This is a genomic window from Heyndrickxia sp. FSL W8-0496, assembly GCF_038007825.1.
Classification (GTDB): Bacteria; Bacillota; Bacilli; order Bacillales; family Bacillaceae_C; genus Heyndrickxia; species Heyndrickxia oleronia.
Window position 1 is genome coordinate 41,481 of sequence record NZ_JBBOXX010000002.1, and the last position, 20,955, is coordinate 62,435.

At 29.7% G+C, this 20,955-nt stretch carries 20 protein-coding genes; 7 read left to right on the forward strand and 13 right to left on the reverse strand.

Features of this window, described 5'->3' with window-relative positions; all coding sequences use genetic code 11:
• The first annotated feature begins 532 nt into the window (after positions 1 to 532).
• Positions 533 to 1,408 carry a hypothetical protein gene (locus NST63_RS26660; protein WP_341044265.1) on the forward strand — a complete coding sequence of 292 codons (876 nt, stop codon included), beginning with the start codon at positions 533 to 535 and terminating at the stop codon, positions 1,406 to 1,408.
• A 298-nt stretch (positions 1,409 to 1,706) separates the two neighbouring features.
• Here NST63_RS26660 and NST63_RS26665 read toward each other — a convergent pair whose 3' ends face one another.
• Positions 1,707 to 1,892, reverse strand: coding sequence for a tyrosine-type recombinase/integrase (locus NST63_RS26665; protein ID WP_341044266.1), 186 nt, complete (start codon positions 1,890 to 1,892; stop codon positions 1,707 to 1,709).
• A 152-nt stretch (positions 1,893 to 2,044) separates the two neighbouring features.
• Here NST63_RS26665 and NST63_RS26670 point away from each other — a divergent pair, with 152 nt between their 5' ends.
• Positions 2,045 to 2,197, forward strand: coding sequence for a hypothetical protein (locus NST63_RS26670; RefSeq protein WP_341044267.1), 153 nt, complete (start codon positions 2,045 to 2,047; stop codon positions 2,195 to 2,197).
• A gap of 814 nt (positions 2,198 to 3,011) precedes the next feature.
• On the opposite strand, the gene NST63_RS26675 is transcribed toward NST63_RS26670, so the two are convergent.
• From NST63_RS26675 to NST63_RS26730, 12 genes are all read right to left on the reverse strand, one after another.
• A complete protein-coding gene (locus NST63_RS26675) occupies positions 3,012 to 3,812 on the reverse strand; it encodes a hypothetical protein (protein WP_341044268.1) in 801 nt (266 codons plus the stop codon).
• A gap of 409 nt (positions 3,813 to 4,221) precedes the next feature.
• Positions 4,222 to 5,346: a tyrosine recombinase XerS gene (gene xerS / locus NST63_RS26680; RefSeq protein ID WP_436580663.1), complete on the reverse strand. Its 1,125-nt coding sequence runs from the start codon at positions 5,344 to 5,346 to the stop codon at positions 4,222 to 4,224.
• 100 nt (positions 5,347 to 5,446) lie between these two features.
• Positions 5,447 to 6,457 carry a hypothetical protein gene (locus NST63_RS26685; protein WP_341044270.1) on the reverse strand — a complete coding sequence of 337 codons (1,011 nt, stop codon included), beginning with the start codon at positions 6,455 to 6,457 and terminating at the stop codon, positions 5,447 to 5,449.
• A gap of 65 nt (positions 6,458 to 6,522) precedes the next feature.
• Complete coding sequence (locus NST63_RS26690) at positions 6,523 to 7,293, reverse strand: SIR2 family NAD-dependent protein deacylase (protein WP_280618110.1); 771 nt, start codon at positions 7,291 to 7,293, stop codon at positions 6,523 to 6,525.
• Positions 7,294 to 7,359: 66 nt separating this feature from the next.
• Positions 7,360 to 8,202 carry a DUF3800 domain-containing protein gene (locus NST63_RS26695; protein WP_280618112.1) on the reverse strand — a complete coding sequence of 281 codons (843 nt, stop codon included), beginning with the start codon at positions 8,200 to 8,202 and terminating at the stop codon, positions 7,360 to 7,362.
• 443 nt (positions 8,203 to 8,645) lie between these two features.
• Complete coding sequence (locus NST63_RS26700; RefSeq protein ID WP_071977081.1) at positions 8,646 to 8,882, reverse strand: hypothetical protein; 237 nt, start codon at positions 8,880 to 8,882, stop codon at positions 8,646 to 8,648.
• A 203-nt stretch (positions 8,883 to 9,085) separates the two neighbouring features.
• Complete coding sequence (locus tag NST63_RS26705) at positions 9,086 to 9,688, reverse strand: hypothetical protein (RefSeq protein WP_071977080.1); 603 nt, start codon at positions 9,686 to 9,688, stop codon at positions 9,086 to 9,088.
• A gap of 34 nt (positions 9,689 to 9,722) precedes the next feature.
• Positions 9,723 to 10,316: an RHS repeat-associated core domain-containing protein gene (locus tag NST63_RS26710; protein ID WP_071977079.1), complete on the reverse strand. Its 594-nt coding sequence runs from the start codon at positions 10,314 to 10,316 to the stop codon at positions 9,723 to 9,725.
• Between the two features lie 333 nt (positions 10,317 to 10,649).
• Entirely contained in the window at positions 10,650 to 10,853 is a 204-nt protein-coding gene (locus NST63_RS26715) for a hypothetical protein (protein WP_341044271.1), read from the reverse strand.
• Positions 10,854 to 10,888: 35 nt separating this feature from the next.
• Complete coding sequence (locus NST63_RS26720; protein WP_341044272.1) at positions 10,889 to 11,581, reverse strand: hypothetical protein; 693 nt, start codon at positions 11,579 to 11,581, stop codon at positions 10,889 to 10,891.
• A gap of 297 nt (positions 11,582 to 11,878) precedes the next feature.
• Positions 11,879 to 14,683, reverse strand: a complete 2,805-nt coding sequence (locus NST63_RS26725; protein WP_341044273.1) for an RHS repeat-associated core domain-containing protein — start codon at positions 14,681 to 14,683, stop codon at positions 11,879 to 11,881.
• 215 nt (positions 14,684 to 14,898) lie between these two features.
• Positions 14,899 to 16,860, reverse strand: a complete 1,962-nt coding sequence (locus NST63_RS26730) for a DNRLRE domain-containing protein (protein WP_341044274.1) — start codon at positions 16,858 to 16,860, stop codon at positions 14,899 to 14,901.
• A 624-nt stretch (positions 16,861 to 17,484) separates the two neighbouring features.
• Here NST63_RS26730 and NST63_RS26735 point away from each other — a divergent pair.
• From NST63_RS26735 to NST63_RS26755, 5 genes are all read left to right on the forward strand, one after another.
• Entirely contained in the window at positions 17,485 to 17,910 is a 426-nt protein-coding gene (locus tag NST63_RS26735) for a hypothetical protein (protein ID WP_180212684.1), read from the forward strand.
• A complete protein-coding gene (locus NST63_RS26740) occupies positions 17,903 to 18,514 on the forward strand; it encodes a hypothetical protein (protein ID WP_341044275.1) in 612 nt (203 codons plus the stop codon). The genes NST63_RS26735 and NST63_RS26740 overlap by 8 nt, the downstream gene beginning before the upstream one ends.
• Positions 18,515 to 18,875: 361 nt before the next feature.
• Positions 18,876 to 20,072 (forward strand): ParM/StbA family protein, encoded by a 1,197-nt coding sequence (locus tag NST63_RS26745; RefSeq protein WP_341044276.1) that lies wholly within the window; start codon positions 18,876 to 18,878, stop codon positions 20,070 to 20,072.
• Positions 20,073 to 20,091: 19 nt separating this feature from the next.
• Entirely contained in the window at positions 20,092 to 20,466 is a 375-nt protein-coding gene (locus NST63_RS26750) for a hypothetical protein (protein WP_341044277.1), read from the forward strand.
• Positions 20,467 to 20,497: 31 nt separating this feature from the next.
• Positions 20,498 to 20,953, forward strand: coding sequence for a hypothetical protein (locus NST63_RS26755; protein ID WP_341044278.1), 456 nt, complete (start codon positions 20,498 to 20,500; stop codon positions 20,951 to 20,953).
• Positions 20,954 to 20,955 lie beyond the last annotated feature (2 nt).

The following is a 20,955-nucleotide window of genomic DNA, read 5'->3' on the forward strand; positions in this document are numbered from 1 at the left end:
GAAGGCAACTAACCTTGGTGGTTGTTGCCTATTCTGTAACTGAACTGTTTAGAGATACTATCGATAATGTAAGAGGGACTGTGAGTTATTGATACGATTAACCGTAATGTCGAGGAGTATGAAGGGGCTTAAACTAACAGTAAGTTTTTGCTGTTTTCATCATAATATTAGTTATCAACTCTAATATAACTCACTAAGTTTTTGTTCATAATAATAATGCGACTAGTGTAGATTATAATTCCAGTCTGTCAGGAGTTTGGCTGGCTGATCATCATAAGACAATACAAAAGACCCAAGCCTAAAAGGTATGGGTCTTTAGTGTTGTCTCAATAAGTATGCTATGGCCACTTTTTCCTGATAAATATTAAATGAGTAGACATTGAAACCTTTTACTGAAAAATTAATTAACCCTTCTACGATCTGAAATTAGATTTATTAAATTTTAATGTTTATTAAAGGGTGATTATTATAGTGATTAGGAATTAGAAAAGTGGTAAATTTATCTATGTATTAAATCAATGGGGGAAACTAGATGAAAAAAATTCTTGTTTTAATTTGTGCATTATTGCTTTTGGGAGGGTGTACACCTAAAGAATATTTAAGACAGTTAGAAAATGGGGAAGAGGAACTAAAGAATGGGAATTATGAAGAATCCATAGAATCATTCGAGAAAGCTAAAGATGAGAAAGAAACTAATACTGTTAATAAACTATTAAATATTTCGAATCTATTAAATGAAAGTAAAACAGCATTAGAAAATGGAGAATTTGAGATAAGTATATATAATGCCAAAAAGATTAAGGGTATAAAAAACATGGGAAAATATGAGGAGATTGCTACTAAAAATGCTGATCAGCTTATTCAAGAAAGCAATAAATTGTTAACTATAAAGAAAGAGATTGAAAGTAGCATACAAAAAGGAAAAACCCTTCTTGAACAAAACAAATTTGATGAAGCATATAACACATTTAAACAAGCTAAAAACAACGAATTAAAAGAAAAAAATTTTTTCATTGATGTACAAAGTAGTTTAACAGAACTCATGCAGCAGTCTATAGAAGCAAAAAAAACATACAATGAAAAAATTGAGGCAGAAAAAGAATTAGCAGAAGCTAAGAAAAAAGAAGAGGCTAAAAAAAGAGCTGCGGAAGAAAAAAAGAAGCAAGAAGAAGCTGACAAAACATTAACACATAAACAAGCGGAGGATTTAGTGAGACAATATTTGGATATTAAGCCGAACCCAAATGTATTTGTTGAATATGATCACGACGAAGGCAATAATTTTATTATTCACGTATATGAAGTTGTCGTTGATGACCCAAATACTATGGAGGGTCATACAGCTACATGGGGTTGGTATGGTGTAAACAAGAATAGCAGAATAGTATATGACGCATTTAATTATTAAAAAGTTTGACTAACTTCGACAAACTTGGTAAAAAATAGAGAGTTAAGATTTTGAATAAAAATTTATGAGAATACTTATTATTATTGGGTGTCCAATGGAATTTAAATATAAACTATCTTTAGAAATTCTTTTTAGGCTCTCAAAAACTAGATACTAATAAAAGAATTAATGATTTGAGTATAACTAGCAAAGATAATATATTATTAGGAATCATGACAAATAAAGATTGTGAACCATCTATATAAAAAATGGAGCTTCCTTAGCTCCATTTTTTTGTTTATCTAATTTAAATAATCTACTAAACCTTTTTTCTCCGTTCCCCAAGTTGTTTTGAAGCTAATTTCGCTTTCTCTGGTTCAGGATTCGAATAAAGCTTTGCTGTTGTAGTAGATGTATGGCCCAACTGACGCATTAATAAGTGAATATCATTTGTCTCATCCATCAAGTTCGTAGCATAGGTATGCCTTAATTTATGTGGAGACATCGACTTATTAGATTTATATGCTTTGGTGTATTTCTTTACCAGACTCACGATTAGAGAGGGGAGAGGCAGTATTATGAACTTTTGTTACAAATACATGATCATAATCTTCAGATGTAGCCTTATACCTTTCTGAACGAATCAATAGGTATTCTTTGAGATCGCTCATAGATGCCGGTACTACAGAAACAGTATCTTATTTGATTTCCTCAAAAGGACAATCCGGTGAAAAAGCTACTGTGTACGTCAAGCATGTGGACGATGCATATATCTATATCCTGCCGGAAATGGATGCGATTATTCGTTAAATATCTTTACACAAATTTCATTCTTGTGAGGTTAACAGAATTATTGATTTTATACTTGCTAATCTATTCCTTGTAGCGTGATTAATCCAGAGCAAATGTTATCGATACAAACCAAGCTATGGATATTTGCTACAATGGTTGTGGTTATTCCTTTAGCTTATTATCCTTTTATTTATAAAGATAATTAATTTAAAAGTACATAAAAGAACGAGTGTATCTGGAATGCACTCGTTCTTTTATGTACTTTTTATTATAAATGGCCGTTTATTTTTATTTGATTTTAATGGGAATGCAAATATTAAAAGAAATAGCCTCATAATAAGAAACTCCTTCAATTTATATAATTACTATTTTTTTAAATTCTATCTTCATAGGGATTGCTGAACCATTATTGAAATTACGCTTTGGTAATAACCATTTTTTTGCATATTTCGATTAAGAAATTGCTTTCGAATAGCCTTGAATAATCATTAATTTGATTTCACTTATAAATTTAGTAAAAAAAAATGCATCTCCAATTGTTAGATGGTTTCTAACGATTGGAGTGCACTTAATAAGTTCATACACCAGAGAAGGCATATGTGAGGTTTTTTCTCAAGTATGGACTAAGGAGGGTATTAATTGCTTATGTGCTCCTGTGCCATTAGCGTATCTAACTAGATATTTTAGTTAAATTTACTTTTTTTTTTTAAAAATCCTTTTAAAGAAGTTAGTTATCATGAAATAAAGTCCTATAATTATAAGGATTGTAAGAATTACAACTAGTATAGGTAGATAAGCAAACCAATCCATAAGGTCACTTCCCAACTAAAGATTAATACTTCACACTAAAACTTTGATTAACAACGGCAGCATCATTATACAATTTTTCTAGCTTAATTGTACTGGTTAATGTATAGTGCCGTGTAATAAGACCAATTCCATTATATCCTCCAATTGTTACTGTATATTGACCTCTTCCATTAATATCATAACCTACTTTTTCAGCTACTCCATCAGTAATATCTGTACTAACTACTTTAATAGTTGTTGGAAAAATAGCCGTTGTACCAGCTGAATCAACACTTGTCATTTTTAGTCCATAACTTCCAATCTTATAATGATTCACTAAACTTATAGTAGAATCAGGCCAAGCTATTGCATTTATTTTAAATGTAGCTGTATAACGTCTATTACCATATTCTTTATATTCAGATCCAGTGATTCCTATAGATGCTTCAGGCTCATCTTTTATTATTATTTGAACTTTTTCACCGTGAGAAAGATAAATTTTATCATTATATAATATTGTACCATTATTATTTTTAGTATTTATATTTAAACTTTCTTTATTTGCTTTTTCCATAAGAACTTCCATTGATGAATTTACTTCATTGAAAAATTCATCAAAATATTGGTTTAAAACAATAGGATCAGTATTTTTTAATAACAAGTCACCTATTTCTTCTTCTGTTTTTGATGAATCAGCTTTTAAAATTTTTGCAGCTTGATAAAACTCTTCCAGTGTTTTGTATTTATATTCAGTAGACTCAGCAGCTGATGATATCGATGGGAGCAACAAAAAAACCGAAAACATTAATACTAAAAACTTTTTTAGATTTACATTTTTACTCATTTTTCTATCCCCTTTTCAATATAATTTTCCATACTATTATGAATTGTAACATTTTTTGGAAAAAATGTCATGGAATTTTAAAAAAATTCGTATTTCAAAAAACTTGAAAACAAAAGAATACCTATAATTGGTCAATTCTAGCTTTCTTTAAACCATTGTTCGTTGTGGAAAATAATTATGGTGAGCTAGATAAATTTCTCCAAGTAGCAAAATACATGGCACATATCGTGTTAAAAAAACTTAATCGAGCTTATAGAGGCTTACCGATGGTTGCGAAATTCTAGGTTATATATTTGGGGGACCAATAGATATTCAGGATCAGCCTTTAGTGAACTTTTGTCTCCAAGATATTTCTGTATGTGTAAACTCAAAAAAATGTAGCTCATATGCTCCATTTTTTATTTGAGTATTATGAGCCTAAAGAATTTTTTCTACGCTCTCCAAGTTTTCTCGAAGCTAACTTAGCTTTCTCCTGCTCAGGATTAGAATAAAGTGCTGCGGTTGAAGTTGATGTATGGCCCAGCTGACGCATTAATAAGTGAATATCATTTGTCTCATCCATTAAGTTCGTAGCATATGTATGCCTTAATTTATGTGGAGACATCGACTTATTAGATTTATATGCTTTAGTATATTTCTTCACTAAACTTTCAATCGCTCGATTAGAGAGGGGAGAAGCGGTATTATGAACTTTTGTTACAAATACGTAATCATAATCCTCAGATGTAGCTTTATACCTTTCCGAACGAATACTTAGGTACTCTTTCAGATCACCCATTGATTCTGGAACTACAGCAATAGTATCTAATTTTCCACCTTTACGTATGACACTAATTTGATTTTCCTCAAAATCTAAATCCCTTAACCTAAGATTTGAAAGCTCATTTACACGAATCCCACTACCTAAAAATAAGGAAAGGATAGCAAAATCACGTTCCTTATCTCGTTCAAAGTAAAATTTACTACGAGATTTTGGTGGCAATTCATTATAATAATCATTTTTTATATAATTCAAGAATGTTACATCTTCATTATTGTGGAAAATATCCCTCGAAATTTTATTTGCCCTGGCACCAAGCGTTTCTTTTACTTTATTAACCTCAACTTTTAACATAACGTTTCTATAGAAATAAGGTTCACCATCATCTCTTTCAGTTTGAGTAGTTAAGTAATGAAATAGAGAGCGGAGTGCGGAGATTTTACGATTAATCGTTACTTTCTCCGGTTTCTTAGTTTCATCCTTATTAATTTGAATATCCCGTCTCTGTAGCTCCTTAAAAAATCTCTTCGCTTGTTCTAACTTTAAATTTTCTAGAACAGAAAGATCGATATCTTTAATCTCTTTACAGTTTGCAATGTTTTTCTCGATTAACCATTCAAAAAACAATTTATAATCATGTACATAGTTCAATAGAGTAGAAGGGGAGCGAGAGTCACGTTTATCATCTACATATTCAGCCACAAAGTAGGGCATTATTTTGACTAATTCATTGAGTTTTTGTTCATGGATTTTATGTTGTCTGGTATCAGCCATAATCATGCTCCTTTTTTGTCGTTTAATGTCGAATTATGCGTAAAATACAATTTTTACGAGAAGTTAATCATATTTTTTGTTTATAACTTTTGAGTTATTATTATGAAAAATATTGGGTTAATTGGTTTTTCTTACTTTTTACTTTAATTTTAAGTCCGACAATTGATTTTTTCCTTTGAATTTGTCTAATTAAAGTTTTTGAATCAGTAAAATAAGCATCAGGAGCCTCAGTAACGAACTTTCTTGGAATCACTATGTCTTTATTAAATAGATTTATAGTCACTTGATTGTAAACAATTGAGACAGGAGCACCTTTATTATTCTTAATAGCTTTAAGTAATGATTCTTCGTCAAATACATTAATATTAAATGCGATAGAATTAATCTTTCTTTTTTCTTTTGTAATATTTAATAATAATAATTGTATACTCTCATATTCATCATGACTTATGTTTAAATTAAAATCTTTGAATCTCACACGATAATAAGACTCAATGCTACTTAAGTCATTCATAAGGTTAGAAATGGCTTTTATATCGTTAAGTAAATCCTTATTATCTGGTCCAAGTTTAAACTGTAACAAAGGTTCCTCATCAAAATCGGGATGATCTAAAGTAAAGCTATTTTCAACACAAAATAAGGAATGTAGAAAGTTAAATATGTTTTTGGCCTGAGCAACCGAAGTTAACTCATTAATAGTAAAGTTAAAACAATTGTCTTTTAGATTCATAGTCATTCGAATTAATGGATGAGTAATTTTCATAACCACTTCTTCTATCTTTTTACCGAAAAAATGGATCTCTGCATTTTCTAGATACTCTGATGTGAATGGTACTAAAATGTTTGATTTGAAAGAAGCAGCAGGTATATGAGAAATCTTTAATGAAAAATTATTTCCTTTTGGAATTGGGATTTCAATATCTCTAAAGGTAGATTTAAAGGAACTAATTAGATTTCCATCAATTTTTATAGGCTCGTACATACTAGTAGAAAGTAGCTCTATAAAGTTTAGATTTTTAAATCCAATTTGTAAATTTAATGGACTATTATCAATTGACTTTATCATGTCTATATATGTCTTTCCTTGAGCAATTTTCACACCTAAATCCATGCCCCATTGCATCAATAGCTTTGTTCCAAGTTGGGCATTAACCTTATTATCTAGTATGTCATAAATTATTTTTTTTTTATCTCGCTATGAACTTGTGTAATAAAATCCTCACCAGTCATATTAATGTATTCCACTTTCTTGGATTTTAATTCATTTACTTTAAAAGGCGGCATATTAGGGGATACTAAAAAAAACTCCTTTTGATTGCTGCCTAAAGATCTAATTACGTTGTTTATGAGATAATCAATATTTTGATCTGCTAAACTAAATCCAACAAATAAAATAGTCTTTTCTGCTACTATACTCTTAATTTTTGTCCAAATAGGATTCTGTTCTTCATTAAAAAATTCTGTATAGTCTTTACTTGATATAAGAATACTATCTGGTACACCAATATCACCATGAACCTTATATAAATCTACTCTCTTACTGTTTGCATAAGGGATGTGAGAATTACTTATAATCGGGTAAATATCTCTTTCATAAGCAAGCTCAAATAATTTATCATAGTTCGTAGTAATTATTGTATTAATTTGAGGAATCTCTGAGAGCATTTTGTGATATTTCAGAGATGAGGGATCTTTGTCAATTAGATTAAATAGAATTGTATTTAATTCATGTCTTGAACCACTTCTCATTGCAATAAAATCATTAGCAACCTCAGCGAGGTTTGTTTTTCCTTGTATGTAATTTTTCTCTTCTTCAGTACATTTTTCTAGTATTTCGTTAATAATTTCGCTAACTTTAGGCATACCAGCATAGAAAGACAAACCTGACCCAGCCCAAAGTACGACATCATTATTTCGGATTTTTTCAATTAAACGTTGAATTGACATTATTTTAGCTCCTAACTATAGATGAAATTTCTAACAATTAATAAAACAGTTACTTTAGAACATAACTTAAAACTCATATATATGTGAAGTCATAAAAAGATTTAGATAATCAGAGAAGTTTCTTTCCTTCAGTTCATTATTAGATTCCCATTCGTAATATTTTATAGATGAGATAAAATCCATAAAATCTTTGTTTTTTACTAGTTTAACTGCAAGGTCATTTTTAGCCTTTTTTCCTTTAAGTTTTCTCTCAATTAATTCTTCCTGGCTAAGAGAGGAGGGAACTACTTCATTTAGTATTACTTGTCGAATAAATCCTAAAATCAAATCAGTAATTTCAACTCCAATTTCTTCTCTTTTATTTTTAAAACAGCAATCAATAACCCCAAATTGTTCTCCACGGTACATTGACTGAATATTCAACTGTTCTACTAATCTTTTATCTAGTTGATAATCTGCATAACGATTGGAATGTTCAATAAACAGGGTAGACTTGATGTAAACATCTTTACCATAGTTCCTTAATAGTCCATATAATATTCGCTCTGGAATCTTTGTATAAATCATTATTTGAGATAATTTTTCCGCACTAGAATGATCCTGATTATAGAGATTTTTACGAATATCTAAAGGATTTTCGTTATAATTAATAACATTTAGTTTGCAATATCTTGCAAACTTTGCGAAGGTAAAAAGAACCTCAAGAATATCATTTTGTAGCTTTAAGTAACCTGTATAATCAGTCCAATGTAAGTTTGTAAACTCTTTACTCCGTAACTTTTTGTTTAAATTATTATATTCTAATGTATTGTATATTTTTGAAGGAATTAATAGTCCGGCCATTAATGTAGGTTTATCTTTTTTTGTTCCACTTTCATCAAAAAAGATATTCATCAACTCAGTTCTCAATATTTTTCACCCTTGACTTTATATTTTAATTATATTAATATGTAATTACTTAATAATTACTCGTTTCTAGGATCGACTAGTTATTAATAGAATAGAAAGTAACTCAACTCTAGGGTTGACTAAAATCTATTCATACATAAATGTTAATAAACTATTATAATAGAGGTTAAGATTTCTATATCTTAGTCTTTTTATTTTACCATATTTTATATATATGTGTCAAAGTTTCGTAAAATTGATATTTTACGCATAATTGTATTATTTAAGTTCCTCCCCTCTTTCTAGGTTTTTGTTATCGTACAATTAAGTTGTACCCTAAACAATAAAGTTGTACTCTATATAGGTTTTTTCTTCTAAGAAAAAAGAAAAAGCCTTAAAGAAATAATCTTTTTCTTCAAGGCAAAAAAAGTCTAATAATTTTTAAGTTTATACACAACTTAATATTAAATATTTTGAATCACTCCATAGATACAAGAAAAAACAAGCAAAAATCCAGCAAGTAAAAATATAAATTTTGCAAGCCAATAATTTATTATTTTCGGTAGTGGAGTTAGTTTTAGTAAATAGTTCATACCGTCATCTGGTTCTTTATAGTTCTTTTTATTAACATAAAAAATTCCTGCCCATAGTAAGACTATACCTACAATAAATACAAATATACCTGAAAAAACTTCCTTCACAATATCCCTTCTTATCTCTTTAGTTAAATAGATTATTCTTTTAGCAATATTAACAGGGGCTTATACAACATAAATTGCCTGCTTTTTATTACTAATAAATATATTTTCATGAATTGTAACAATCGATTCAATATTATATATTCATAAAAAAATCTGACATAAATGTAAGGAAGACATTTATGTCAGAAGCTTTAGTGAAGTAGTTATTTTATATAGTTTCTAATTTTGCTTCTAATCAAGCTAATAATATCTTCTTGCTTAGTATAATTAGTAATTAATAAATACTTTTTAAAAAATATTGTTTCTATGTTCCAAATGCAAAAATTATCAACTATAACTTTTCCATTAAGTTTATTGGTAATCATGATATTTACATAGGAATATGAATCTTGAGTTATCTTATCATTTTTACTAAAAGGTTTACCTAATTTACCAATAACAATCTCTATCTCAAAATCATCTATTTTACCACACTTATCATTTTTAATTTCTTTTGCTGCAAAGATAAACAGTTTTTCTATCTGCATTATATGTGATTCGAAATCCTTTTTAGAGGAAATGAGCCGCATATTCTTAATTCTTGGATTGACTATTTTTTTTATATAATAAGAAATTAATATTAACACTAGTAAGGGTATTAAATAAAATAAGATACTTTCAACCTGTAAATTCAATAAAATTTGAAAAATGATTAAGTAAAATATCAAGGGAATTATAAATAACAAATTCCAAAATTCACCTTTATTCTTAGCAAAAAGAATTACTATTAAAATTGCAATACTTACTATCCCATAAAACAAGCCCATTATTAATTCACCTGATTTTTATAAAAATATAATTTTATTTTTTATGCTTTCGTCCATATTCCATCCATCCCTTTACAAAATACCAGGAGAAAGTATAAATATCTGGTACCAACCCGAGGATACCACCACCAATCATTGCTGCTGCTTTTTTGGCAAAAGTCTTTAAAAGTTGATTCTTTGCTTGACTAATAATTGTTTTCACATATTTTCCACTATATTGAACCATATAGTTAATCTCAAGTCGCTTTTTCGTAAACTTGTGGATCATATCACCTAATGTGTATACCCCCGCTATTCTACCTACTATTAAACTATATAACGCTCCTGCATTTTGCCAACCAACATATTGTTGCAACCACCCAATCCATCCTTTTCGTAAAGCATATTTAAATTGAGCATTAGTCCCATTAGGATCTATCAACATGACAGGATTATTATTGGAATAACTATATCCATTAAGTGTAATGGGGTTATTCAAATCCCCTAAAATAGGATCCTGCGATAAAAATACACATGTTTCCGCAGAGTAATATCTAGCCATTAAATAATAAAGACTAGTATTTTCATCATAGCGATATCCTGCATAACGATAAGGATTTTCAGAGGCTAAATCGCCAGACTGGATCAAAAAATTCCCCATAGTGCCTAACGTCATCATAGGATATAAATTTTATTTAGCTAAGGTTAGAATCTTATTTATAAAAAACCTGTTTATCGTCATAGACATCAAGAATTTCACTATTACTACCATTATTAAAATAGTAATGGCCACACCAATAGTTCATGATAACTATTGGCGTAGCCATGTTAATTTTTACTCAAAGGGTTCCTATCCAAAAAATCATAAAAATAGTAATCACATAAATAATTATAAATTATGGCTGTTGATATTTATTAATCAACAGTCATAAATTTTTTAAAAGATGAAATATTCCTTTTCAATTTATCATTCAAGTTTGAATTACTCTAAATTATTCTCTAAAACAAACCCATTCTTCCAGGTTCCTACTAAAAGATATTCATCATTAGCACTGAATGCAGCAAAACATAAATATGGTATATATTCCATTAATATTTGTTCTAAGCCATCCAATCTTAGTATTAGTATACTTTCACTGTATGTAAGAACGACATACTTCTCATTATTTGATAAATGAATTTGCATAAAATATCCTGCTTTTTCCTTAAACTCATCTTTAATTATTTTTTTTTCGTAACAATATCAGTGAAATCCATATTCATTAAAATCAAATCGTAATCATCAACTAAAATAAATAAATTATGAATAGAACTATATATAAGTGAATCCCAGAAAAAAACCTTCGAATTACTAATTATCTCAATTGAACTAGGCGAAATTGGCTCTTTAATCTTGATTATTTTATTTTCAACATAACCAGTTATTTTATTCAAAAGACTCAATGTAAATAAATGGAATTTATTATTTGGCTGATTGATAAATCCATTGTATTTAATTTGGGAGTTTTCATAATTTGTTAGAAGTGAAAAGTCTCCTGTGTCTACATCAACCGAAATAATTTGATTCCCATTTTTTGTATCCATAATATCTAATATTCTATTATTTTCTGTAATTCCAAAGCCATCATCAAGTAATTTGAAGTTTCTTTTTGAGGAAATTCTTTTGAGTAACTTTAAGTTTTCTAAGTCATATATCCATAGTCCACCACTTGTATTTTTAATAATTAATAACTTATTATTTCTTGAAAATTTAACACAACTTGGGTTCTTAGGAGAATTTATACTAATAGAATGGTCCCAATTATCAAATAAAATAACATTTGTATTTGTGCTATGACACATAAAGCGTTGATCCTCAGAGAAGATAATTTCAAAAGAAGTTTTCAATTTTTTCTTTATATTCATACCTAACATACTTGCTACACTCCTTAGATACCCACCTGCTTCGCAGGTAGGGTTACAATATTAAAATTACTGGTATCTGAATACAAAACATTATCAGTATAATTCTGAGCTATTCACCAAGTACTACTACACTTATTCGGTAATTATCTCCCTGTCACTTAATAGAATTCATTCTACATCTTCATTATTATTATTATAAATCTTTTTATAAAGTTGTTTTCTTTTTTATTGTTCCATTAACAGACAAAATAAAAAATACTATCATCTTTTATTTGCTAATAGAAGTTTGATTCATTAATTTATTAATTAAAATGGTGAACTAATACTCTTAGCTGTTAACCAGACCCTGACTGCCCGTAAAAGAGCCACTACATTCTTATGGTTTTTACTATAACTATTTCTTTTGTTATAAGCATTCCCCATAAGGGTGTTGATTGTGGAATAGTAAACATTTGTATGCATTCTTCTATGCAGTCCTGTTTTTATACTTATTAAGTTTATGGAATCGTTGACTGTTATACCTACATTCTTAAGAATGCCCCTAGCAAATTGAGCTTTTTTAGCCTTTTGTGCAACAATGTGATGTATTTCATAATTTGATCTATATTTTGGTCTAGATTTCACTCTGGCAAAGCTTTGATTTATTAAATTTCCTACTGCATTGAGTGATTTTATAAAATAATAAACTACCCCTACTCCCAAGACTGCAATCGTCGCAGCATATGCTACAGGTATTAGAAAAGCAAAATGTCCATTAGGATCTATCATCATTACTGGATTATTATTACCATAATTATATCCATTTAAAGATATAGGATTTTCTACATCTCCTTCTTCAGAATCCTTTGATAAGAAGATTGCAGTTTCAGAATTATAATATCTATCAACTAGATAATACAGCTTTGAATTTTCATCAAATCTATAACCTGCATAACGATAAGGATTTTCTGAAGCAATATCTCCAGACTGGGTCAAAATATTTCCCCATGCATCATATGTGTAGGATGCAACTTCTTTACCATTGTCATCTGTTAAAGCAATTACGTCTCCATGTTGATTATATAAATAATAATAAGTTTTTCCATTGGACGTCATTGTTAATGGCTGCCCAGCATCATTATAAGTATATTCTCTTAATATCTGGTTTTCACTATTTGTTTCATAGATTACTTGATTACCATCATAAAAATAATGGATCGTATCTGTTCCAGTTATACTACTAATTCTTTTTCCTTCTTCATCGTAAGTATATTTAGATATAGTTTTTCCTGTTTGATCCTTTATTTCTTCCAATTGATTTAGATCGTTAAAAATATACTCGTTTGATCCATCGTTTTTTAGATTCCCATTCTTATCGTATTGATAGGTCTTTTCTCCAACCTTAATCAATTGATTTGCATCATTGTAACTATATTGAGTAACTTTTGAATCGCCTGATTTTGTGATACTTTTTGAAATTCGATTTCCTACCTCATCATATTCATATGAAATTGTTGTTCCGTCTGGTAACTTTTCTTTCTTTAATTGGTCCAATTTATCATCATATGTGTAGCTTGTGGTTCCGTTTTTTTCGGAATAAATTTTGGTAATATTATTATTTGCGTCATAATCAAAAGTATAAGTGTCTAAAGGTTCTTGTGTACTGCTATTATTAAGCATATATTTACTTAATCGATTATGATCATAATACATTTCGATCGAATAACCATTTTTATATCTTACAAGTTTGGGAATACCTCCTTTTTCATAGTCAAATGTAGCTAAAGGAGTGGTATCCCCATTTTTTGTAATCGAACTTAGTTTATCCATTGAATTTATAGAAAATTGTAATGATTCAGTTTCATTACCTACTTGATACTTAAGAACTTGTTTTGTACCTAAATCTGTGTAGTTGATTAAATTCCCTCTGTCCACAATTGTATCTACAGAACCATCATCCTTATAAGATATGGTTTTTAATACATCGGAACCTTTGCATGGGAAATCTCCTTCACAAATTGTAGTTACACTGCCTGAGCTGTCATATCCATATCCCCACATGGTCATACCATTTACTTCGATACTCTTCAATTGATCAACAGAATAATCGTAGTTATTAATTATGATATGGTCATTTGGTAATAAGGTTTTTTCTAGATTCCCATTTAGGTCATACTGATAACGTGTTTCATCACCTAATGCATTTTTTTCCTTCTGAAGATTATTTTGACCATCATATTCAAAGTTTGTTTCTTTATTTTTGCTATTAGTGATTTTTGTTATGTTACCATTAGCATCATATTCGTATTTAGTTATCTTTTTGTTAGGATCACTAACTGTAGTAAGCTCATTCTTTTCATCATAAGTGTAGGTAAAGGAATTTCCTTTACCATCTGTACGTTCCAATACATTATCTTGATGATCTGTGACAGATTTTGTCTTATTTAGGAATGGATCAAAGCTTTCGACTGTTTTTAGATTTGTTTTATAATCATAATTTATATTTTCAGTTGAATCATTAGGGTGTGTTATAGACTGAATATCACCATATGAATCATATTGGTAAGTTTCAGTACCTGTATCTGGATACTTTATAGATAATAAATCACCCTTAGCATTGTAAGTATAGAATGTTGGGTTTTGATTTGAATCTATCATTTTTGCAATATTACTAAAAGTAGTATACTCATAGCTGATCGTGTGATGTTCAGGATCAGTAGTTGATGTTAAGTTCCCTTTATTATCATAAGTATTTGTAGTCGGATGTCCATCCTCTATAATTGTAGTGGGATTATAGTTTTCATCTAGAGTATAAGTAGTTTCCATTCCGTCAGAATCTATTTTTTTAATTGTTACATATTGATCATTTGAATAATATGTTTCATGGTTTCCCTCAGGATAAGTAATGATTGAAGATTTATTTGCAATATCAATAGAATACTCCGTTCCTGGTCGATCACTAGGATCTTTAACACCATTTATTTCTTGTGGTTCTTGAACTTTTGTTAACATTTCATTTTGATAAGTAAAATCAGTTCGTCTACCGTTAGGGTCAATAATCGCTGATATTCGATTATCTTTATATTCAAATTGAGTAACTGAGTACGTTCCATCACTCTTTAATTGTTTCATACTTATCAACTGGTCATTTTTATACGAATAAGTAAATTTACTACCTTCGTAAGATACACTTTCAACATATCCATCAGTATTGTATGAAAGTTCAATGGATTTTACTAAACCATTACCTAGGTCACTAGTAATCTTAATTAATTGATGTTTTGAATTATATTCAAAATTAATTCGATTTCCATGACGGTCTTCCCAATATTGAAGAGTAGCTAAAGTTAAATCTGTATCATTATTAAACTCATCGATTTTAAAAACCTTTTTATTACCATATTTGTCTTGTAGTTCATAATAATATACACATATTTATTGTTAATTGATTCCGATGACTTTTTAATGGTTAAATATTTACCTGCTTCTGATTTGTATAGGGCACTGGCGTCATCATAAGTAAATTTATGAGTAGTTCCATCTTCATCTGTATAGTCAATATTTTCACTTCCAACGTATAGGTTTTCTAGGCCTGTTGCTGTCCAACCATATCCAAATATTGAATTTTCTTGCGACTTAGAATTATAGGTTCTATTAAAGTCTAAGCCAAATCCTCCACGAGATGGTAAAGTAAAATCTTCATATTGGATAACATTATTACCAGTTGTTAAATTAGTATAGCTAGTACCCCCAACTAGTGAATGAGAATCATATTCCCAATAATCTTCAATTCCTAATCTGGCACCTGTTTTGTATGTGATGACTAATAGTGGCTGATATTGACCATCTATCGGATATTCACTTGAAATAAATTTTTTGTACGTATTTGTTGACTCACTATTACTTTTCAAAATAATACCATTGTTAGTAGATGGATTCGTCACCCACTTATTAATTAATCCAACTGGTATATCCCACTTTTGACTATATGCTAAATCTATTTGGTTTCCCACTTCCATGCTACTCAATACAGTTGAAGTATAATCTCCACCTTTCACACTCCAGGAGGTTAAAGGAGAAGTTTTGCTATAATTCCAACTAGCTTGATTTTCATCCCAACTTTTAGACAATTGATAAGCACTAATATTAATAGGAGTATCATTGCTTACTGCTGACATCCATAAATTTAGATCAGCCTTCATAATTTCTGAATTTTTCGGGATAGAACTTACATTGAATTTTAATAAAGAACGTATAACATTGGTTTGTTTTGTATCTTTATATAGTCCAACACCTAATTCTGTATCATTTCCACCAGTTTGAGTGGGGAAATTACTACGAATATTCGTGTCTTCCACGTTTTGAGATGAATTAATCCTTACTATGGTCGGATCAATGGTTAAAGGATATATTCTTTTCTTATCATTAAGCCAGTCTTGATTAGGTTTAATATGTAGGTAAAGTTGTCCATTTATTTCTTCATAATCCATACTTATGTCGTATGAGATTGCCTCTTCAGGGATTGACTTAATTTCTTTATTTGATTTATATCCTTGCGGAATAAATGAGTCGTACATTAATGGGGCATCAATATAATATAGTTTTTCCTTGCTTTTAGGGTCGATAAGGTAGATTTCTTTGTTTTCCTGTTTTACTTCGAGCCCTTTTAGATCGATTTTGTAAGTATATTTCTCTGGAAAACCATTTTCAGGTTTCTCTTGATATATAATGTCTTCTTTCACTCGATCTGAACCTAAACTATATTTAAGATTCACACCTTCAAGGACCTTCGGATAAGTAATGGAATTATCTTCTACAATCCCTTTTGAATTCTGAACCTTTGTTTCTTTTGGTTTATTGGTTTCTTCAACTGAATTTAAACCAAAATCAATTATTTTATCTTTATCTTCGATGCTAACAGTAGCATCACCATCTACAGACTTATCTAATTTTACTGAAAAGTCATTTGATTTATTTTCTACTTTGTTTTGATTTGGACTATCGACTAATTTATTATCGATATCTTTCCATTCACCATTTTTATCTTTATAGTGAATAGGAGTTTGGGATATTTCTGAAGTATACGTCCCATCATTATTTAGGAACGTTTTAGAATCTGCAGTTCTTAAATCTGTTTGTTCGATTCGATTTTCTCGACCTACTTTTCCCCCTGTATCCTTATTTGTCCCTTTCTCACTTTGATTGGTTTCTGCATGGACAATAAAGTTTGTTAATGGAATGTAAGCTATTGTTAAAGTAAATACAACAAGCCCAATTAACCATTTTCTAAAAATGTGTGTGTGATTCATGCTGCTATCCTTCCTGGAATGTAATATTTTTGAAAGATTCCAGAAAGGATTGTAACATTTTAGACATAAAAGCTACCATGGTACATTGTAGTACGTATAGAAATTATAGGTAATTATTGGTATATAAATCATAATTTATATATCTCTAATCACTAATAAATTATAAAAAAATTAACAGGACCAAATGTGTTCTGTTAATTTTAATTTCGATTAAATTTTTATATAAAACTTACAGTAAAAATCATAATTCTTTACTTTTTTACTTTCCGTAATTAACATTCTTTCCTGTGTGATATTACTTCTTTCTTTTTGGCTTAACTCCCTTACTCTTCATAATTTCCTCAACGAATTTTTTTGCCAAGTCTGGTGTTACCCCTTGCTCTTTAAGTATATTTTTTCTTTTTGTTTTCGACATTATAATTTTCTCCTCTCTATTTATAAAACAATGTTCGTTATTTTTATTGTTAAAAAGTATCGACAGTTCTAGCAATAAATAAACCTTCAATTCAAATAAACTTGTACTACTCCCCTCCCTCCTCTCATAAACTATTACCAGGTAACCAAATGACGATATGACCCTGAGTTAATTACTAAAAAAAGAGGGATAAAAGGAGGCAGAAGAATATGACTTCACTAAACCCAATGTTTAATCGATCAAATACAAAACCAAGAGTAAACACTGAAAAAGTTCCAAAAACGAATAATAACATTAAAGATCGTAAAAAACGTTCTGATGCAAAAATCGACGTAAAGATTCCTTTTAGTGATGCTGAAAGGAAAATTATAAAACAACAAGCAAAAATGAAAAATTCATCTCCAACTCAATATGTTTCTAGCCTTCTAGTAGTCGGTTTAACGCGCGGGAAAGCTTTTCCAATAGTTTCATATTCAGCAACTCATAAAAAGAGCATACACGCGAAATTGAAGCCTTCTGACCATCAGAAACTATTTGATTGTTCCGTGGAGTGGGATTGTAGTTTAAGAGAAGCAGCATATCGAATTACCTCTCTTATGATCAACATGAATATTGGAGGAATAATAAATGAGTAGGTATAAGTTGATCGAAGAAGAATTAGACTACATTCAGTCCAAACCAACAACTTTAATTGATAAATTCCTATGGGGTGTTACAAGACGAGGAATGATTGAATACAACATTTCACTTCCGGTATCTATCTATCTCCGTTTACAAGTATTTTGCGAAGATATAGAGGAATTAAGCGAGTATGTCTTTACACCACAAGATCTTATTGATGCCTTATATGATGACTTCCTTTATTTTTCAAAGAAGGTTGCTGATATTGATAAAATCTACAATCAATTAATGTTACAAAAGGAAATTATAGAGAATGCTTATCCAAGCACTAACGAATTTGCTGCAAACGATAAGCGGTTAATTATTAAAAACAACGAAATCGTTTCCTCGGTTCGGAACGTTGCTCCATCGTTTGTAACGATAAAGATTGGTATAAAACGCAAAAAAGCGCTAAGAGGTGAAATCGTCTTAGCAGATATGGAAGAACAGTATCCAGATCACCCTTTTTCCTTAGAGCGTATCGTTTGTATCATGATAATTGATTTTATTAACGAAGTGAAACATGGAAATGCTAAAGTACTAACGGAAAGAATATTAAACAATCTCAATTTACGTTAACAAAACGTTAACGTATTTATTTTATGAAATCTAAAGTGATAAATACATGTTAACGTTTTGTTTACGTTCTAGAACGATCTCCAAACGTTTTGATTAACTGTTAGCGGTAATAATATCTTTATCCCCAAAGCCTCTTTGTTGTCATTTTAAATGATATTGAATAAATATTATTAATTTATATTATAAATGATTATTTATATCTAGCTTTCTATTATTTATTAATACAAACGTTACAAATATATTAACAATAATATATTTCAATAGAATTATAATGAGCTTTATTGACTCCGAAAGAATATATTGGTAAATTATTAATAAATAAGAATAGAATTTAATATTTTTTATTAACGGAGGTTTTGGTATGAATTATAAATTTGAAATCGCTAATGATAATGGAAATTCAGAACATAAGATCATAATAAACGGAACACTATTACGTCAACCAAATGTTTATGCGGTATTACATTCTGATCCTGGAGAATCTGATGAACAACTAGATTCAATTGTATCTAATTTACACGATCACATTGATATCCGAATTGAATCAAAGGCAATTACAGGTACTTATCGCTATCTTATTGGTAATGCTGCCTTACAAAGTGTAAGCCAAGCGGATTTATATAATATGGATGTTAAGAACCTCAAAAAACATCTTGAAGACTTACCAATAATAAATACTTTAGGAATAATAGTAGCTGAGGCTGTAAAAAATCATTATAAAGAGCAAAATGAAATAAAAGACGGAGAAACAATTAATGTAGATGTTAATATGACTACAGCATTACCAGCATCTATTCATGATTCAGAAAGTGAAAAAACATTCCATAATCGATTTGTAGATCACTTACATCAAGTGAAAGTTTACATAAAAAATCTAGTTATTAATGTTCATGTGAAATTCAACTTTGTTAAAGTCATGAAAGAAGGTGTACCTGCTTTATTTACACTAATCGAAGATGGACAAGAGCATTATCGTAACGATGAAATTTTTGATCAGTTTAATGATGACTACGAAAAAGAAGTGGATGGTTCATATTTCCTTGATAAGAGACTCCTACACACTGATATAGGAGATGGTTCAACAGAATTAGTATACACAACAGGATATTCAGCAGACCCATATAAATCCACTGGTGAAAAATTCGGATTAGGTCAAGCTATTGAAAAAGCTTCTGTAAATTTATCTAAAGAATTGGATATTGATATCACTCGTCAAAAAATATCGGAGTATTTAAAAGATAGTAGCCATCGTTTTCATAAATTAGCTTTAAAACATATGGCCCAACCAAAAAAAGAAGTTGCTGATAAATTATTTTCTTCGATTGTAAATCGCTTAAAAGCACTAGCCTATGAAGTAGATGTTATACCTGTCTATGGTGGAGCTTCAATTTTATTAAAAGATGTACTTTATAAGCGTTTAAAAGATTACTGTGAAGATTATGGTATAGAAGTTCTTTGGGTTCCTAGTCAATTCGCTGTTGATATGAACGTTAAGGGTATGAGTATTTACAACACGATCAGATTAAATGAATTAGCAAAGGAACAAGTAAAGGCATAATTGTAATGGAGGTTTTGTCATGAATGACAGTAAAAAAAATCAAACCATTCAATTAAGGATTGGGCAAAAAACACCAGAATCTACAAAGGAATGGGTAAATAATCAAGCAAACCCAAATGATGCAGCTAAACGAGTATTAGAGCACTTTATTCGTATATACGGCGTTGGAGATATTGATTCGGATGAGATACAAGTAAAAATGGCAAAGGACTTATTAATGGCCAAGGAAGGCTTGGATCTTTCGCCAACTAATTCTGTAAATACAATTTCTAATATCAAACCACAGCAGAATAGTAATATCTCAGAAGAAAAAAAAGATACTTCATTTGAAATTAATACAAAAAGTCAACCACAACAAAGACAGGTAGTTCGTCGAGGGGAAATTAATGTCTAATAGTAACTAGTTCAAAAATTAGGTGAAATTTATGGGGATGAATAAGCCGAAAAATTCTGGGGATGTTATTGGAGTTAGACTTCCAAAGGAGACACCTGAAGAAGTTATACAATGGCTAAACAAACCAAGAGATGAAACTTTAAGCTCTTATTGTGCAGATATTCTTGTTGATGCGATTAAGCAAATAATCAAGGAAGAAAATAATCAATTTACTCATATTTCATTACCAATAAAATTGCCTAATGAAATAGTAAATAAGCTTAAACAACCGGATGTACTAAACCTTGTAACAGAAATGATACTTCGATTGTTATCCGATGAACCAACATTTACGTCACTACCAATGGAAGATGGAGACAAAATTAATAAACAAGCAGTAGCTTCTTCTCGGAAAAACGTTATGGATACGGAAGAGACTACAGATCAACAGATTATTAATACAAATCAAGAAGTAGATGCATTTGAAAAATTATTATTAAAAAAGTAAAA

What these genes read in the sequence shown, in the direction of transcription:
- NST63_RS26735 (WP_180212684.1), top strand. Translation starts at nt 17,485, where the DNA reads ATGACTTCACTAAACCCAATGTTTAATCGATCAAATACAAAACCAAGA.
- NST63_RS26705 (WP_071977080.1), bottom strand. Translation starts at nt 9,688, where the DNA reads ATGGGCTTGTTTTATGGGATAGTAAGTATTGCAATTTTAATAGTAATT.
- NST63_RS26665 (WP_341044266.1), bottom strand. Translation starts at nt 1,892, where the DNA reads ATGTCTCCACATAAATTAAGGCATACCTATGCTACGAACTTGATGGAT.
- NST63_RS26755 (WP_341044278.1), top strand. Translation starts at nt 20,498, where the DNA reads ATGGGGATGAATAAGCCGAAAAATTCTGGGGATGTTATTGGAGTTAGA.
- NST63_RS26690 (WP_280618110.1), bottom strand. Translation starts at nt 7,293, where the DNA reads ATGTCAATTCAACGTTTAATTGAAAAAATCCGAAATAATGATGTCGTA.
- NST63_RS26685 (WP_341044270.1), bottom strand. Translation starts at nt 6,457, where the DNA reads ATGGATTTAGGTGTGAAAATTGCTCAAGGAAAGACATATATAGACATG.
- NST63_RS26675 (WP_341044268.1), bottom strand. Translation starts at nt 3,812, where the DNA reads ATGAGTAAAAATGTAAATCTAAAAAAGTTTTTAGTATTAATGTTTTCG.
- xerS (WP_436580663.1), bottom strand. Translation starts at nt 5,346, where the DNA reads ATGGCTGATACCAGACAACATAAAATCCATGAACAAAAACTCAATGAA.
- NST63_RS26725 (WP_341044273.1), bottom strand. Translation starts at nt 14,683, where the DNA reads ATGAAACAATTAAAGAGTGATGGAACGTACTCAGTTACTCAATTTGAA.
- NST63_RS26745 (WP_341044276.1), top strand. Translation starts at nt 18,876, where the DNA reads ATGAATTATAAATTTGAAATCGCTAATGATAATGGAAATTCAGAACAT.
- NST63_RS26720 (WP_341044272.1), bottom strand. Translation starts at nt 11,581, where the DNA reads ATGTTAGGTATGAATATAAAGAAAAAATTGAAAACTTCTTTTGAAATT.
- NST63_RS26740 (WP_341044275.1), top strand. Translation starts at nt 17,903, where the DNA reads ATGAGTAGGTATAAGTTGATCGAAGAAGAATTAGACTACATTCAGTCC.
- NST63_RS26750 (WP_341044277.1), top strand. Translation starts at nt 20,092, where the DNA reads ATGAATGACAGTAAAAAAAATCAAACCATTCAATTAAGGATTGGGCAA.
- NST63_RS26730 (WP_341044274.1), bottom strand. Translation starts at nt 16,860, where the DNA reads ATGAATCACACACACATTTTTAGAAAATGGTTAATTGGGCTTGTTGTA.
- NST63_RS26660 (WP_341044265.1), top strand. Translation starts at nt 533, where the DNA reads ATGAAAAAAATTCTTGTTTTAATTTGTGCATTATTGCTTTTGGGAGGG.
- NST63_RS26715 (WP_341044271.1), bottom strand. Translation starts at nt 10,853, where the DNA reads ATGCAAATTCATTTATCAAATAATGAGAAGTATGTCGTTCTTACATAC.